This is a genomic window from Staphylococcus kloosii (genome assembly GCF_003019255.1).
GTDB lineage: Bacteria > Bacillota > Bacilli > Staphylococcales > Staphylococcaceae > Staphylococcus > Staphylococcus kloosii.
In genome coordinates this window covers 1513581-1531163 of record NZ_CP027846.1, presented here as the reverse complement: position 1 = coordinate 1531163, position 17583 = coordinate 1513581, and the positions used below count along the sequence as shown (strand labels likewise).

General features: G+C 32.1%; 15 protein-coding genes and 1 other annotated feature. Of the genes, 1 reads left to right on the top strand and 14 read right to left on the bottom strand.

The genetic code is table 11. From position 1 onward, the window contains the following. Positions 1 to 145: 145 nt before the first annotated feature. The 4 genes from radC to C7J89_RS07600 all read right to left on the bottom strand — a co-directional run bounded on the left by radC (position 146) and on the right by C7J89_RS07600 (position 5592). On the bottom strand, positions 146 to 823 hold the full coding sequence (gene radC, locus C7J89_RS07615; protein ID WP_061854488.1) for a RadC family protein: 678 nt from the start codon (positions 821 to 823) through the stop codon (positions 146 to 148). Further along, positions 824 to 1522, bottom strand: a complete 699-nt coding sequence (locus C7J89_RS13590) for a prepilin peptidase (RefSeq protein WP_103294696.1) — start codon at positions 1520 to 1522, stop codon at positions 824 to 826. A gap of 165 nt (positions 1523 to 1687) precedes the next feature. Then, the gene (locus C7J89_RS07605) at positions 1688 to 2950 is read right to left on the bottom strand and encodes a bifunctional folylpolyglutamate synthase/dihydrofolate synthase (protein ID WP_103294695.1); all 1263 of its coding nucleotides are present in this window, start codon (positions 2948 to 2950) and stop codon (positions 1688 to 1690) included. Positions 2951 to 2961: 11 nt separating this feature from the next. Then, positions 2962 to 5592 carry a valine--tRNA ligase gene (locus C7J89_RS07600; RefSeq protein WP_103294694.1) on the bottom strand — a complete coding sequence of 877 codons (2631 nt, stop codon included), beginning with the start codon at positions 5590 to 5592 and terminating at the stop codon, positions 2962 to 2964. A 39-nt stretch (positions 5593 to 5631) separates the two neighbouring features. After that, positions 5632 to 5856: a binding site (T-box leader), on the bottom strand. Positions 5857 to 5914: 58 nt separating this feature from the next. On the opposite strand from C7J89_RS07600, the gene C7J89_RS07595 reads away from it, so the two are divergent. Further along, on the top strand, positions 5915 to 6478 hold the full coding sequence (locus C7J89_RS07595) for a DNA-3-methyladenine glycosylase I (RefSeq protein ID WP_103294693.1): 564 nt from the start codon (positions 5915 to 5917) through the stop codon (positions 6476 to 6478). Positions 6479 to 6513: 35 nt separating this feature from the next. On the opposite strand, the gene C7J89_RS07590 is transcribed toward C7J89_RS07595, so the two are convergent. The 10 genes from C7J89_RS07590 to tig all read right to left on the bottom strand — a co-directional run bounded on the left by C7J89_RS07590 (position 6514) and on the right by tig (position 17546). Further along, positions 6514 to 7587: an AbrB family transcriptional regulator gene (locus tag C7J89_RS07590; RefSeq protein WP_103294692.1), complete on the bottom strand. Its 1074-nt coding sequence runs from the start codon at positions 7585 to 7587 to the stop codon at positions 6514 to 6516. 152 nt (positions 7588 to 7739) lie between these two features. Continuing rightward, positions 7740 to 9023, bottom strand: coding sequence for a glutamate-1-semialdehyde 2,1-aminomutase (gene hemL, locus C7J89_RS07585; protein ID WP_103294691.1), 1284 nt, complete (start codon positions 9021 to 9023; stop codon positions 7740 to 7742). Between the two features lie 12 nt (positions 9024 to 9035). Further along, the gene (gene hemB, locus C7J89_RS07580; protein ID WP_103294690.1) at positions 9036 to 10013 is read right to left on the bottom strand and encodes a porphobilinogen synthase; all 978 of its coding nucleotides are present in this window, start codon (positions 10011 to 10013) and stop codon (positions 9036 to 9038) included. 1 nt (position 10014) lies between these two features. Beyond that, entirely contained in the window at positions 10015 to 10692 is a 678-nt protein-coding gene (locus C7J89_RS07575; RefSeq protein WP_103294689.1) for a uroporphyrinogen-III synthase, read from the bottom strand. Between the two features lie 17 nt (positions 10693 to 10709). Next, a complete protein-coding gene (hemC, locus tag C7J89_RS07570) occupies positions 10710 to 11636 on the bottom strand; it encodes a hydroxymethylbilane synthase (protein ID WP_061854479.1) in 927 nt (308 codons plus the stop codon). 49 nt (positions 11637 to 11685) lie between these two features. After that, a complete protein-coding gene (ccsA, locus tag C7J89_RS07565; protein ID WP_061854478.1) occupies positions 11686 to 12507 on the bottom strand; it encodes a cytochrome c biogenesis protein in 822 nt (273 codons plus the stop codon). Between the two features lie 20 nt (positions 12508 to 12527). Next, positions 12528 to 13865: a glutamyl-tRNA reductase gene (gene hemA / locus C7J89_RS07560; protein WP_061854477.1), complete on the bottom strand. Its 1338-nt coding sequence runs from the start codon at positions 13863 to 13865 to the stop codon at positions 12528 to 12530. 185 nt (positions 13866 to 14050) lie between these two features. Further along, the gene (gene yihA, locus C7J89_RS07555) at positions 14051 to 14638 is read right to left on the bottom strand and encodes a ribosome biogenesis GTP-binding protein YihA/YsxC (RefSeq protein WP_061854476.1); all 588 of its coding nucleotides are present in this window, start codon (positions 14636 to 14638) and stop codon (positions 14051 to 14053) included. A gap of 143 nt (positions 14639 to 14781) precedes the next feature. Then, on the bottom strand, positions 14782 to 16044 hold the full coding sequence (gene clpX, locus C7J89_RS07550) for an ATP-dependent Clp protease ATP-binding subunit ClpX (RefSeq protein WP_061854475.1): 1263 nt from the start codon (positions 16042 to 16044) through the stop codon (positions 14782 to 14784). 191 nt (positions 16045 to 16235) lie between these two features. Beyond that, on the bottom strand, positions 16236 to 17546 hold the full coding sequence (gene tig, locus C7J89_RS07545) for a trigger factor (protein WP_061854474.1): 1311 nt from the start codon (positions 17544 to 17546) through the stop codon (positions 16236 to 16238). Between the last annotated feature and the right edge of the window lie 37 nt (positions 17547 to 17583).

The window sequence follows — 17583 nt, the reverse complement described above, 5'->3', positions numbered from 1 at the left end:
TCTTGCCTTTCTTAATTCATTTTGACTTTTAAATTATTGCATATTTTTATGATTTCTACAAATATTTTTAGGTCAACCTAAAAATATTTAACGCAACAAAAAATCAAAATGTTTAGTTAATCAAAACAAAAGTAGTTTGTTTCATCTATTCAATATAACCACTTTCAACTAAACTTAAATAGTTATTATGGCCAATAATAATATGATCCAATAAACCTATACCTATAATGTCACCACATTCAATTAATCGCTCTGTTGTTTTAATATCTTCTGTTGATGGTGTCACATCTCCTGATGGATGGTTATGCGCAACTATAATTGCGTGACTTGACCATTTTATAGCTTCACAAAATATTTCGCGTGGATGGATGATTGAAGAATTTAAAGTCCCTTTAAAAATTGTTTTCTGTTTAATGATAATATTTTTGGAGTTTAAAAATAGTGCAACAAAATGTTCTTGTGATAGATGTTGCATTTGTCCCATTAAATAGTTTGCTACATCGGCCGGCTTTTTAACTTTCACTTGTGACTCTATACTTCCAGAGTGCATTCTAATACCAAGTTCAAATGCCGCTTTTAACACAATCGCCTTATATAATCCGATACCTTTGATTTCTTTCAAATCATATATAGACAATTGCTGTAAATGTTTTAAATTAGTTACTTTATTTAATAATTCATTAGCAATTTCTAAACTTGAACTTCCCTTTCTACCTGTGTTCAGTAAAATAGCAATAAGTTCTGCGTTTGATAAAGATTTTTCTCCTCGTTCTAGTAATCTTTCTCTAGGTTTTTCAGAATTAGCTAAATCTTTAATATTCAATTAAATCACCACCCATGTTAAAAAAGGATAGAAAAGCGCAACCATTATAAATGCACAAAAGATAAATGGCACAAGAGGTAGTTTTAATTTCAATGATCGTTTTAAAGCTATATAAAATATAGAAAAGCAACCACCTGTTAAAAAGGTGAACCATAATATCAAGAAAAAAATAGAAAATGGTAATATAAAAGATAGTAATGCGAAGATTAAGATATCTCCATAGCCAATACAATTTTTACAACAATAAAAAATTAGATGTAAAAGCATTGTTATGAAACATCCTTGAAGAAGATAAAAAGACCCTAAAATAAATGAAGTTATAATTACAATAATAGGAATATGTATAGGAATGGAAAATGTCTTTATATCATATAATGCTAAAACTAATAAACTAAAATATATTAATAACAACACAGCACCGTTAACTGGTAATGTAGTAATATTCAAAATTATAAGTGAAACATATGATAATAACTCACCAATAATATAACTTTTACTGAGCTGACGATTGCAACATAGTGATTTGCCTTGTGACCTTATAAAGTTAAATATTGGAACTAGTTGCAAGTAAGATATGGGTTTTTGGCAAAAATCGCATTTTGAACGCGTCAATAAATATTTGAATGCAAGGCCTTTTATATTTGTAATTTGATATAAAAAACTAAATAAAATTGGACATAGAATAAGTTGAAGTAACATTTATTACACCCCAATATAATTTCAAGTTGAGTAAGTATTCAAAATTATAGCACCGTACCGTATAGATAAGAAGATAATTCTCACTAATTAAATTATGGGGATTAATTGTTCTAGTAATAAAAAACCCGTCTAATTAACATTTATTAATTAAACGGGTTGAAATTATTAAAAATTCACTTTTGCTTTTACTTCACTTATAAAATACAAGCTGCCAGTAATGATTAATGCATGACCATCATAATTTTCAATAAAGGACGCATAATCATCAACAAGTTCCTTCTGACCGAAATCAATTTCCTCGCTAATATCTTCTTTAGTCATAGCTCTAGGGAAATCGAATTCAGTAATATATAAATTTTGAGTAATTGGCATCAGTTGTTCTAACATTTCGTTTACAGGTTTACCTTTTACAGCTGAAAATAGAATATCCACCTGTTCAAGATGATAATAATCTTTAATTGTCTCTATTAAAGCTTCAACACTTTCGTTATTATGTGCACCGTCAATGATCATTAATGGTTGATCTTTCACACGTTCAATACGTCCGCTCCAATTTACACTTTCTATGCCATCAATCATTTTATTAAAATCTAAATCGACACTACCTTCTTCATTAAGTTCGAGCAATGCAGTAATAGCTAAAGCTGCATTTTCTTTTTGGTGTTCACCTAACATATTTAACGCTAATGTTTCTAGTTCATAATTTTTGTAACGATACGTAAATTCATCACCTTCAGAAACTACGGTAATATCTCTATCTAGTTCAATCGCTTTGGCATCATTTACTTTTGCATTGTGGCGAATGACTTTTAACGCTTCATCATTTTTTACAGCATAAATAATTGGCGTATTTGATTTAACTATTGCCCCTTTATCTTTAGCAATGTCTACATAACTATCGCCTAAAATATCAGTATGATCCAATCCAATGCTTGTTAATACTGTAAGTATAGGGTTGAAGACATTAGTTGAATCATTTTTCACACCTAAGCCCGCTTCAACAATTACAAAATCAACAGGATTTAATTCACCAAAATAAACAAACATCATCGTCGTAATAATTTCAAATTCAGTAGCAGTTCCTAAATCAGTTTCCGCTTCTAAAGCTTCACTTACTGGTTTGACGATTTCAACTAAATTCACAAGTTCATCATCACTAATAGGTTGACCATTTAAACTAATACGTTCGTTAAACGTTTCAATAAATGGGGAAGTGAAAGTACCAACTTGATAGCCATTATTTACTAAAGCCGAGCGAATATATGCAACTGTAGATCCTTTACCATTTGTGCCACCTACATGAATGCCATTAATTTTTAATTGTGGATTGTTTAATTTGGCTAGCATCCATTGCATTCGTTTAACGCCTGGTTTGATTCCAAATTTATTACGCTCATGTATCCAATATAAGCTGTCTAGGTAATTCATGTTAAAGGCTCCTATGCTTTCAATTGATTTATTCTTAATTTTACACCATCGTACTTCTCTTGATAAGTTTGTTTTTTCTCACGTTCTTCGTTAATAACTTTTTCAGGTGCTTTATTGACAAAGTTTTCATTAGCTAATTTGTTATTCACTCTATCTAGCTCTTTTTGCCATTTGTCTAATTCTTTTTCTAAACGCGCAATTTCTTTATCCATATCAATTAAACCTTCAAGTGGTAATACTACTTCACCTGCAGACGTTACAGAAGTCATGGCTTTTTCAGGAATTGTAATATCAGTATCAATAACTAATTCACTTGGATGACAGAAACGATCAATATAGTTTGCATTCGTTTCTAATGTTGATTTAATATGGCTATTTTTAGCTTTAATAAAGATAGGAATAGCTTTAGATAATGGTGTGTCTACTTCTAGTCGTGATTGTCGCACTGATTTAATAATTTCTACTAATTGGTCCATTGTTTCTTTACTTTCACTAAATGAAAACTCTTCACGAACAGTTGGCCATGAAGCGTGAACGATTGTTTCGCCAACATGCGGTAAGTTTTGCCAAATTTGTTCAGTTACGAAAGGCATAAATGGATGTAACATTCTCATTGTATTATCTAAAACATAAGTTAACACTGAACGTGTTGTTTGTTTTTGAGCTTCATCATTGCCATTCATAGGGATTTTACTCATTTCGATATACCAATCACAGAAATCATCCCAAATAAAGTTGTAAAGCGCTCTACCTACTTCACCGAATTCATATTTATCACTTAAGTTCGTCACCGTTTCGATTGTTTCATTTAATCTTGTTAGTATCCATTTATCTGCTAGAGATAAGTTTCCAGATAAATCTACTTGGTCAACAGTGAACTCGTCGCCTATATTCATTATGCTAAAACGTGCAGCATTCCAAATTTTATTAATAAAGTTCCAAACTGATTCAACTTTTTCAGTAGAATAACGTAAATCATGACCTGGTGAAGATCCTGTTGCAAGGAAATAACGTAAACTATCAGCACCATATTGATCGATAACATCCATAGGATCTACACCGTTACCTAATGATTTACTCATTTTGCGACCATCTTCTGCACGTACTAAACCATGAAGTAATACATCATTAAATGGTCTACGTCCAGTGAATTCCAAACCTTGGAAAATCATTCGAGCAACCCAGAAGAAAATAATGTCGTATCCAGTTACTAACGCATTTGTAGGGAAATAACGATTGAAATCTTCTGATTCAGTGTTTGGCCATCCTAATGTTGAAAATGGCCATAAAGCACTTGAGAACCAAGTGTCTAGCACATCTTCATCTTGTTCCCAATTTTCAATATCAGTAGGTGGTGTTTCCGAAACTAATAGTTCACCAGTTTCTTTATGGTAATATGCAGGTATTTGATGGCCCCACCATAATTGACGAGAAATTGTCCAGTCTCTAATTTCTTCCATCCAACGATTAAATGTATTTTCAAATCTTGAAGGAACAAATTCAATGCGATCGTCAGTTTCTTGATTGTTTAGTGCTTGCTCTGCCAATGGTTTCATTTTAACGAACCATTGTGTAGATAAATAAGGTTCAACAACAGCGCCAGAACGTTCAGAATGACCCACTGAATGTTCATGTTCTTCAATTTTAATAACTAAATCTTGTTCAGTTAAATCTTTGACTAATTGTTCACGACATTCAAAGCGATCTAGACCAGCGTATTTACCAGCTAAGTCATTCATTTTACCTTCTTCATCCATAACATTAATGCGCTCTAAGTTATGTCTATTACCTATTTCAAAGTCATTAGGATCATGTGCAGGCGTCACTTTCATTGCCCCACTACCAAATTCCATATCTACGTACTCATCTGCCAAAATAGGCAATGTTTTGCCGACGATAGGTAGTGTTACATTTTTACCAATTACATCTTTATAACGTTCGTCATTAGGGTTAACAACGATAGCTGTATCTCCAAGCATCGTTTCTGGACGTGTAGTAGCAATTTCAATATAACCATCTTGATCTGCATACGGATATTTGAAATGATAAAACTTACCTTGTACATCTTCATGAATAACTTCGATGTCAGATAATGCAGTTTTAGCCACTGGATCCCAGTTAATAATGTATTCACCACGATAGATTAATCCTTTGTTATACATATCAACAAATACTTTTTTAACTGCTTGGCTTAAACCATCATCTAACGTAAAACGCTCTCTGCTATAATCTAAACCTAAACCTAATTTAGACCATTGTTGTCTAATGAAGTTTGCATATTCTTCTTTCCAGTCCCACGCTTTTTCTAAAAACTTCTCACGACCTAAATCATGTCTAGAGATACCTTGTTCGTTTAATTTAGCTTCTACTTTTGCTTGTGTCGCAATTCCTGCATGGTCCATACCAGGTAAATATAGAGTGTCATAGCCTTGCATACGTTTCATACGAGTTAATATATCTTGTAACGTTGTATCCCAAGCATGTCCTAAATGTAATTTACCAGTTACATTTGGTGGCGGAATAACGATAGTATATGTTTCTTTTGTGTCATCTTCTTGTGCTTTAAAATATCCATTTTTTACCCATTCTTCATAACGACCCGCTTCTACTTCTTGCGGATTGTATTTAGGTTTCATTTCCATATAATTGCCTCCTTAAAAATAAAAACACCCGCCCTATAAATATAGGACGGATGTTCCGTGGTACCACCTAAATTCAAGAAATTTATCGTTTCTTGCACTTAATCTCGATTAACGCTCAAACACGCTTTAACCTAGTCATATCATTAATGAGTTCAGCTAAAGTTCGATGTGGGCTACCTTCAACACTAGAAAATATACACTCTCACCAACCGTGTACTCTCTAAAAATTTCTTGGCATTTACTCTTCCCAGTAGACTAATTTAATTTACTTAATTATAGTATAATGTAAACAGTAATAAGTCAATGAAATGGAGTGAAATTTATGAATCCTTGTGCGTTTGGCACTAAAGATCCTATTTATTTAGAATATCACGATAATGTTTGGGGCCAACCAATGTATGATAGTTTACAATTATTTAAACTAATGGCATTAGAATCACAGCATGCTGGTTTATCTTGGCTAACAATTTTAAAAAAGAAATCATCTTATGAACAAGCATTTTACGATTTTGATCCAGCAAAAATTGCAAAGATGACAGAGCAGGATATTGATTCATTAATGGAGTTTCCTAACATTGTACATAATAGAAAAAAGTTAGAAGCCATTGTGAACCAAGCTAAAGGATTCTTTGAAATTGAACAAGAATATGGAAGTTTCAGTGAGTTCTTATGGTCATACGTGGATCATAAACCATATGATTTAAATTACAAAGAGCCTAGTGAGCGCATCACAGTAGACGAAACAGCTACACAATTGTCGAAAAAACTAAAACAATATGGTTTTAAATTTTTAGGACCAGTCACTGTGTTTTCATTTTTAGAAGCAGCTGGTTTATATAATGCCCATTTACAATCATGCCCAAGTAACCCAAAAAACTTAAAGTAAATACAAATAAAACCAACAGTAATCACAAAGAGCGATTACTGTTGGTTTTTTGCTGCACGATAACGTAAATAGTAATTTAATAATGGTGCAATTAAAAATAAAATAAAAAATATTCTAAAGATGTGATAGCTTGAAATCATTGGTACATCTGCACCTGTTTCAATTGCTACAAGTACAATTTGATTCATACCACCGGGAGCCGCACCTAAAAATAAATCATTAATCATATTATTAGTAAATAATGAAATAACATAAACCATGACAAGGGCTAGCAATATTAATAGTACATTTTGTACTGCTATAGCGACTGCTATGCGCCCTTTCATTTGATCTAATAAGTTTGCTATTTGATTACCAATTCTTATCATATAGATAATTTGCGCCCCTGCAATAATATAATTATCTAACGTAAAAGTAATGCCTGTTATTAAATTCCACCCTATTAAAACGACAATAGGTGCTAACATTTGTTTTGTTGGGAAATTGACTTTCCCCATCACATAATAAACTAAAGCAATTAAAATAATTAATGTCAGTATGCTAGGTAAGGTCAAAGCTTGTGTTAAATTATGATGTACTTCAGTACCACTAGAATGACTACCACCTGGTGATTTAAAGAAATATGAAATAAATGGGACTAATACAACAACAAATATAATTCGAGACGTCTGAGTTAGACTTACAACCATGATATTAGCTTTCTTATCTTCTTCAGCCATGACTAACATTTGACTTAAGGCACCAGGAATTACGCTTAATATGGCAGTTTCTGTATTAACTTGTGCTATTTTTTTAAACAAAAAGGCAATTAATAATGAAAGTAATAATAATAATACAGTTACTAAAATTATCGTAAACCAATCATCTTTGATATCATAAATAACATTTTTAGTAAAAGTAGACCCTATTTGAACACCTAATAAAATTAAGCCAAGTTCACTGAGCCAAAAAGGCCATTTTATTTCTAAATGTAATATTTTAATAGCAATAATCGTTGCGATAATTGGCCCAAACATAAAAGGCAATAGCACATGTGCTACATGTAACAACAAACTAATTAAAATAGCTAAAACTAAAACTATGATATTATTACGAAAATACTTAGTCATATCTCTTCTCAACTTTCATTGTAATACCGTAATTTTCCATTCGATTTAAGTTGATTGTATCATATTATGAAATTCATAAAATAGCTTAAAATTTTTAATAATAAAAGAATCCAAATAGCATTGCTACTATTTGGATTCTTACTCAATTATATTTAAACAATTCTGCTTAGTGCAGTATCGAATGCTTGTATTGTTTTATTAATATCTTCTTCGGTATGCGCAAGAGATAAAAATGTACCTTCAAATTGTGAAGGTGGTAAGAATACGCCTTCTTTAGCCATTTCCCTATACATTTGACCAAATAACTCTAAGTCGCTTGCATTTGCTTGATCAAAGTTAGTAACTGGTCCTTCGTTTAAGAAGTAACCAATCATTGAACCTGCACGATTTACTGTGATTGGAACATTATGTTTAGCAAAAACTTCTTTTAGACCGTTTTCTAAGATGTCGCCTAAATGATTAAAGTAATCATAAGATTCTGGAGTTAATTGACTTAATGTTTCATAACCACTCGTCATTGCTAATGGATTACCAGATAATGTACCAGCTTGATAAATATCACCTGCAGGGGCGATTTGATCCATGATTTCTTTTTTACCACCAAAAGCACCTACTGGTAAACCGCCACCTATCACTTTACCTAAGCAAGTTAAATCAGGTTTCACATTAAAGTAACCTTGTGCACAATTGTAACCTACTCTGAACCCTGTCATTACTTCGTCAAAAATTAATAATGAACCATATTCAGTCGTAATGTCTCTTAAACCTTGTAAAAAGCCTTCTTGTGGAGGTACAACACCCATATTACCTGCAACAGGTTCTACAATAACGCCTGCAATGTCATCACCGAATTGTTCGAAAGCTGTGCGAATTGCCTCTAAATCATTATAAGGTACTGTAATAGTATTTTTCGCTGTACCTTCTGGCACCCCAGGAGAATCAGGTAAACCTAATGTAGCCACACCAGAACCAGCTTTGATTAATAAAGAATCACTGTGTCCATGGTAACAACCTTCAAATTTAACTATTTTATTACGACCAGTGTAACCACGAGCTAATCTTAGAGTATCAAGTGTCGCCTCAGTTCCTGAAGAAACCATTCTTACTTTTTCAATAGAAGGAACTCTATCAATAACAAGTTGTGCCAAGTCATTTTCTTTTATAGTTGAAGCACCAAAACTCGTACCATTATCTACGGCAGCATGTAATTTTTCGATGACTTGTTTATTTTTATGACCTAAAATTAAAGGTCCCCAACTTAATACATAATCGATATACTCATTACCGTCTATATCATATATTTTTGAACCTTCACCATGATCCATAAATATAGCAGGTGTATCAACAGATTTAAATGCTCTAACAGGACTATTAACGCCACCAGGCATTAAATCTTTTGCAACTTCCATAGCTTGTTCGGATTTTTCGTAACGCATTAAATTTCCTCCTTATTGTTCGTCTAAATAACGGCAAATATCTTTTGCAAAGTAAGTAATAATTAAATCAGCACCAGCACGTTTCATTGAAATCATTTGTTCCATTACTACTGCTTTTTCATCTATCCAGCCGTTTAAAGCAGCTGCTTTTGTCATACTATATTCACCACTTACATTGTATGCAACGACTGGTACATTCGTCGTGTTGCGCACATCGCGAATAATATCTAAAAAGCTTAATGATGGTTTAACTATCATCATATCTGCACCCTCAGCTAGGTCGCTATCTAATTCTCTTAAAGCTTCACGTCTATTAGCAGGATCCATTTGATATGTTTTACGATCGCCGAATTGAGGCGTAGATTCTGCAGCGTCTCGGAATGGTCCGAAGAAACTAGATGCATATTTAATGCCATAACTCATGATAGGTATATTTTCATAACCAGCTTCATCTAGTCCATGTCTAATTGCCGTAACAAAACCATCCATCATATTGCTTGGCGCAATAATATCTGCACCTGCTTCTACTTGAGAAATAGCAGTTTTAACTAATAACGGAAGTGATTCATCATTATCAACATCATGCGTATGTTCATTAATCACACCACAATGACCATGATCTGTATATTCACATAAACAAGTATCGGCAACAATTAGTAAATCACTGTACATAGATTTTGCTTTTCTTGTCGCTTCTTGCACAATACCATTATGGTCATAAGCGCCTGTACCTTCTGCATCTTTTTCATTAGGTACACCGAAAAACATAATCGCTCTGACACCTAAGTCATATGCTGCTTTTATTTCTTCGCCAACTAAATTTAAACTTAATTGATAAACACCTGGCATTGATGGTATTTCTTCCTTAACGTCATCACGTTCTACAACAAAAATTGGATATATTAAATCATCTTTTCTTATATGTGTTTCACTTACTAAATTTCTCATCGTTTTTGATGAGCGTAATCTTCTATGTCTATCAAATTCCATTTTACTCCCTACTTTCTAATACTTTGTCTACTAATGCGTCCAAAGTTTGAATGTCCGCAATGGGCGCATTGATTCCAAATTGTTCAATTGTCTTGAACGTTTGTTGCCCTATAACATAATAGTTAATTTTTGAATTATTAATTTTTGCTTCACTAAAAAAATACCTTATTGCAGAAGAACTCGCAAACGTTACAGCATCTATTTGCTCGTCATTTATTAATTGCTGTAATTTATAAATATTGTCGGTAAATGGTACTGGCCGATATAAATCTATTTTGATAACGTGCGCACCTCGTTGATTTAATGCATTGTGTAGATGAGGACGTGCTTGTGCACTCGATGGGATAATAATATTTAGATTATTAATGTTTTGAAAATGATGTAATAATCCTTCTTGTGAATAATCATCGGGGCAATAGTCTACCTGAATCCCTAATCGTTCACAATAAGCTTTGGTTTTCTCTCCTATTACCGCAATCTTATCGACTTGTAATGATTGTAAATATTTATAAAAATACGCAACCGCATTTTTAGACGAAAAAATAAGCCAGTCAAAATGTGAATCAAGAATTGAATAATCAAATAGCATAGGTTCAATTTTAATCATCGGTAAATGAATAATATCAACCTTATCATTTGTATAATTACTCGTTTGCGTCATCACAATAACTGGTTTCATTTTTTCACCTCAAACGGTTAGTTTTCTTCGTTTAATGCTTTAATAATATCGTAAGCACCTTGCTCATTCAATACTTCACTGACCTGTTTACCTAAGGTTACCGGATCTTTACCACGAACTGTATGTTCATATCTTTCAGTGCCATCTGGTGTCATGATTAGACCTGTAAATTCAATAATGCCATCTTGTTCGATTGTAGCGTAACCACCAATTGGTACTTGGCAACTTCCATTCATTTCTTTTAAAAATGTTCGTTCTGCTGTTACACAATTAGCAACTTCTTCATTGTGAACTTTAGCCAAAAGCTCCAACAATTCTGTATCATCAGCACGACATTCAATGCCTAAAGCACCTTGTCCGATTGCCGGTACTAAAGTATCTTTATCTAAATAAGTCGTAACAATATCATCAGACCAACCCATACGTTTTAATCCGGCAGCAGCTAGGATAATAGCATCATAATCTTCATTGTATAACTTATTTAAACGTGTATCTATATTACCTCTTATCCATTTAATTTCTAAATTAGGATATTTTGCTAATATTTGTGCACCACGTCTAAGAGAACTTGTACCAACAATACTACCATCTGGTAAATCTTCTAACGTTACATGGTTTTTGGCAATGTATGCGTCAAAAGGTATTTCTCTATCAGGGATACAACCTAACGTCAAACCGTCTGGAATAACACTAGGAACATCTTTTAACGAGTGTATTGCCATATCAATTTCATTGTCAAATAATTCTTGCTGAATTTCTTTGACAAATAATCCTTTACCTCCAACTTTAGATAATTGTTTATCAACAATTTTATCACCTTTAGTGACTATTTCTTTGATTTCAATTTCTAAATCAGGATCAATTGCTTTAAGTTTATCTATAAATTGTTGACTTTGTGTTAAAGCTAATTTACTTCTACGTGAACCGACGACTAATTTTCGCATTTTATCTGTTCCACCTTTTCTATATCAACATGTATTTTCAATGAATTTATTAGTGAAAACTTGAAATACTTGGACCGAATAATAGATTAATTATGCATAAACAAAATAATACAATATTAAAATATATTAATTTATGTTTTGATTGTAATTGCTTTACTCTAAATAAAATATATAACGCATATAAAATAACAATGATAAACGAGAAAATCACTTTTTTATCAATTAATGTAGTAAATCCAATAGTATTTATGCCCCATTGAGCACCTAATATCAGACTTATAATTAATAATAAAAAGCCTACCAACGAGCTATAAAATACAATTTGCTCTAATGTAGCCACGCTACCTAAGCGGAAATATTTTTGCGTAAATCGCTTTTGTTTCAAATTATTATATTGAATTAAATATAAAATACAATTTACGAAAGCTAAAGCGAAAAGTGCATAACTGAGCGTCGCAAAACTAATATGCACTATCAATAATTCATTAATAACAGTTATTTTCTCGCCTTTTTCCAAATAGTTCATGGGTTGGAAAGTATTTAATGCAATTAATATAAAACCAACCAAATTAAATAAAAATATCGAAAAATCGATAGGTCTAATGACATTAATAACAATTGAAATCGAAATAATTAACCATGTAATTATAAATAAAATATCAAAGATATTACTTAATGGTACTGACCTCGTTTGATTGATAAATAAAGACAAAGAGATTGTTTGTAATACCCAAACAATCCCTAAAGTAATAAACCCTAAACGTCTTATCTTAAAATTTTTTCTAAAAAAATCATAAAAATAACAAGAAATACTGACAAAATAAATGAATAAAATAATTTCATGAAATCTTATAAATAAACTATCTTGCATAGCATCACCATTTAATAGGCTTATTCAAAACTTAGAATTCGACTTAATTTATCCTCAGATTTAGTATTTTTACTTTTTTCCGGATATGGATTTTCAGCCTCAATATCAAATATATTTTGAAATAGCTCTAATTTTTCATTACTTTTCTTATCATTACTTAACTCTTTAGCTTGTTTTATAGGGTCTTTTAGCATTTGATTAATAATACTTTTCGTATGTTTAGAGACGATTTTGCGCTCGTGTTCTGATAGGTTTGGTAGTTTTCTATCAATGCTATCCATCGTATCAGATTGTATTGTCATTGCTTTTTCTCTTAAAGCTCTAATGACCGGTACTACGCCTAGCATATTCACCCACTCATTGTGATTAGCTATCTCATGTGGAATATTTTGCGCAATTGAGTCAGCAGCCAACTGTCTTTCTTTTAAGTTTGCGTCGACTAATCCTTTTAAATCATCTACATCATAACTAAATACGTCAGATAGTTGACTTACAGCTGGATCAATATCTCTAGGTACTGCGATATCAATCATCACTAATGAATCTAATTTTCTATGATTATCAATTTCTGACATCATTTCGTTCGTAATCATATAATCTTCTGAGCTAGTAGAACTGATTACAATATCAGCTTGTGTCAATAAGTCAGGTAATTGTTCAATATTAGCATAATTAACTGCATGCTTACTTGCAAGTGTTTCGGCATTTTTAACCGTTCTATTTACTACTGTTATGTCATTAACATTAGAACCTAATAAATTTAATAATGACAATTCGCTCATTTCACCAGCACCTACAACTACAGCTTTTTTATTTGCTAATTTACCAAATACCTTTTTAGCTAATTCTACTGCAGCATAAGATACGCTAACTGCATTATCTGCTATATCAGTTTCATTATGTGATTTTTTAGCAAAAGTAATTGCTTGCTTAAATAAATGATTGAAAATAGTCCCTGTAGTTGCTTCCTGTTGGGCAATAAAGAACGCGTCTCTAACTTGACCAAGAATTTGAGTTTCTCCTAAAACGATAGAATCTAATCCTGAAGCTACACGCATTAAATGATTTACTGCATCATCTCCTATGTGTACTTCAGTCATATCTTTGATTTCTTCGACATCAAAACCAAATGAACGCGCTAAAAATCTTTGAATATAATAGCGACCTGTGTGAATTTGGTCAACAATAGCGTACACTTCTGTACGATTACATGTGGAAACTATTACATTTTCTAAAATAGATTTTGTTTCAAATAGATCAACATTAGCTACGTGTATGGCATTGTCTTTGAAAGCAACTTTTTCTCTTAATGCTACATCTGCTGTGCGATGGTTTATACTAATCGCAATAAAATGCATTTATAACGCCCTCCATACATATTACAATAAGTAAATTATAACATAACTATGACATGAGTTAAGCAAGTTGCCCATGTAAATTAGAAGAATTATTATTAAATTCAAATATTTGTCAAATTTGTACTTATATACATCATTTTCAGTATAATAATTGTTAGTTAATAATAATTGTTAGTTAATAATAATTATAAATAACTTTCGATAGCTTGCCAAATTAATTTCTGCTTATTATTTTTAACTGATGAATAACTTATAATACTGTCTGAGGGCTCCATTTGTAGCTTTTGTTGAATATTGTCGAGATGTTTTTGGACTTTACCTTTTGCAATTTTATCTTCTTTAGTTGCAATTACAAGCGTTGGTATTTCATAGTACTTTAAAAAATCATACATTAATATATCGTCCTCAGTAGGATTATGTCTTAAATCGACAAGTTGAATTACAAGCTTTAATGACGAGCGTTGTGTAATGTACTGTTCAATCATTTTACCAAATGCAGCACGTTGCTTTTTACTCACTTTCGCATAACCATAACCCGGCACATCTACAAACACGAGTTGGTTATCGATATTATAAAAGTTTAATGTTTGTGTTTTACCAGGCTGTTGTGAAGTACGTGCCATATTTTTTCTACCTATCATACTGTTAATAAAAGAAGATTTACCAACATTAGAACGACCACTTAATGCAACTTCACTCAAGCCCGTCTCTGGATATTGAGATGGATTTACTGCACTTATTAATATTTCAATTTCATTAGGATTAATATTCATTATTGACCCACTTTCTACTTGTTTAACTCATTCATTATAGTATAGAATTCCTTATTTTGCGATGCGTTTAACAAAATTTAACTATTTATGTAAAAAGACCGAGACACAATATTGTCCCGGTCTTTAATAATCTATTTAATTAGTTAGGCAGAAGTTTGTTCATTATTTACTAAATTACCATCTTTATCATATAATTCAGGGTTCTTTTCTTCATTGATTGTGTCTTCAGTAATGACTACTTTAACAACACCATCAGAAGATGGAACGTCATACATGATATCAATTAATGCTTCTTCAATAATTGAACGTAAACCACGTGCACCAGTTTTTCTTTCAATTGCTTTATTACTGATTGCTGCTAATGCACCGTCAGTAAATTCTAGTTCAACATCATCTAATTCTAGCATTTTAACATATTGTTTAACCAACGCATTTTTAGGTTGTGTTAAAATGTTTTTCAATGCTTCAACGTCTAATGTTTCTAAATTAGCTACGATTGGTACACGACCAATAAATTCAGGAATTAAACCGTAAGACTGTAAATCTTCAGGTCTAATTTGTTCTAAAATAGCATCTTCATCATATTTAGAAGCTTCACTACTAGAGAATCCAATTACTTTTTCACCAAGTCTTCTCTTGATAACTTCATCAATACCGTCGAAGGCACCGCCTAAAACGAATAAGATATTAGTTGTATCAATTTGAATTAACTCTTGGTTTGGATGTTTACGTCCACCTTGTGGAGGAACGCTCGCAGTAGTACCTTCTAAAATTTTAAGCAATGCTTGTTGCACACCTTCACCAGAAACATCTCTTGTAATAGAAGTATTTTCTGATTTACGTGCAATTTTATCGATTTCATCGACATAAATAATGCCCTTTTCTGCTTTATCAATATCAAAATCAGCAGCTTGTATTAAACGTAACAAAATATTTTCGACATCGTCACCTACGTAACCAGCTTCAGTTAAACTAGTAGCATCTGCAATTGCAAATGGTACATTTAATGTTTTAGCTAAAGTTTGAGCTAAAAGTGTTTTACCGCTACCAGTTGGTCCAATTAAAGCAATATTACTTTTTTGTAATTCAACATCATCTTCATTTGGTCCCAATTGTTGAATACGTTTATAATGATTATAAACTGCTACAGCTAAAGATTTTTTAGCTTTTTCTTGTCCAATTACATAATCATTTAATTGATCCATAATTTCTTTTGGTGTAGGTAATTCAGTTAAGCCTTCTGGTTCTGCTTGAGCTAATTCTTCTTCTACGATTTCTGAACATAACTCTATACATTCATTACATATATATACGCCACTACCTGCGACTAATTTTTTAACTTGATCTTGATCTTTACCACAGAAAGAACATTTTAAATTTTCTTCATCTTCATTGAACTTGAACATTCTATTTACACCCCTATTCCCTAAAGACTATACTAGATAGCATTTTAATATGCAAATAGTTAAATTTACAAGATATTTGCATAAAAATAGTGAAGCAGATACATCAATGATTAATGCATCTGCCACTCAATATTTTTACATTATACAGCTTTACATTTGAAGCAAAAAACAATTTGCTCAATATATTAACCTTATGCTTCTTTGTCTTCTTTAGCAGGTTCTACTAATTTTGCTTCGTCAACAAGTAAGTCAATAACTTTTTGGATACGCACGTCATTTTTAACAATGTCAGTGTTACCTAATGTTTGTTTAATATCTTCTACTGAGATATTAAATTGACCACTCATTTTTTCTAACTCTTTATCGATATCTTCATCAGATACTTCAACGTTTTCAGCGTCAGCGATTGCAGTTAATGTTAAGTTTGTTTTAACACGTTCTTGCGCATCGTCTTTCATTTGTTCTCTTAATTGAGATTCGTCTTGACCTGAAATTTGGAAGTAAGTTTCTAAATTTAAACCTTGTTGTTGCATACGTTGTCCAAATTCTTGAACCATACGGTCTAATTCAGTGTTAACCATTGCTTCTGGAATATCGATAGTCGCATTGTTAGCAGCTTTATTAATTGCTTCTTCTTTTTGTGCATTCTCTGCATCAGTTTCTTTTTGTTCAGCTAAACGTTTACGAGTATTTTCTTTAAACTCATCAACTGAATTTGCTTCTGAATCTAATTCGTTAGCAATTTCATCAGTTAATTCTGGAACTTCTTTAGCTTTAATTTCGTTAACTTTAGTTTTGAATGTAGCTTCTTTTCCAGCTAATTCTTCTGCATGGTACTCTTCTGGGAATGTAACTGTTACGTCTTTTTCTTCTCCAGTTTTAGCACCGATTAATTGTTCTTCGAATCCAGGGATAAACATACCTGAACCAATTTCTAAGTCATAACCTTCAGCTTGGCCACCTTCGAATTGTTCTCCATCTACATAACCATCGAAGTCGATATTTACTGTGTCACCATCTTCAACTGCACCGTCTTCTTTGACAACCATTTCAGCTAAATGACCTAATTGATGATCGATTGATTCTTGAACTTCTTCATCAGTTAATTCAGCATTTTGTTTTTCAATTTCAAGACCTTTATAGTCTCCTAATTGAACTTCTGGTTCAACTACAACTGTAGCATCAAATTTGAAGTCTTTACCTTTTTCGATTTGTTGAACGTCGATTTCAGGTTGATCAACTGGTTTAATGCCAGTTTCATCGATTGCTTCACCATATGCTTCTGGTAATAAAATGTCAGCCGCATCTTGATAAAGTGCTTCAACACCAAAACGTTGTTCGAAGATTTGACGTGGTACTTTACCTTTACGGAAACCAGGTACATTAATTTGTTTAACTACTTTTTTGAAAGCTTGATCTAATGCTTTGTCTAATTTTTCTGCTGGAACTGTAACTGATAATACTCCTTCGTTACCTTCCTTTTTTTCCCAAGTTGCTGTCATGTATAAAAACCTCCATGATTATCCTATTTTAATTTTT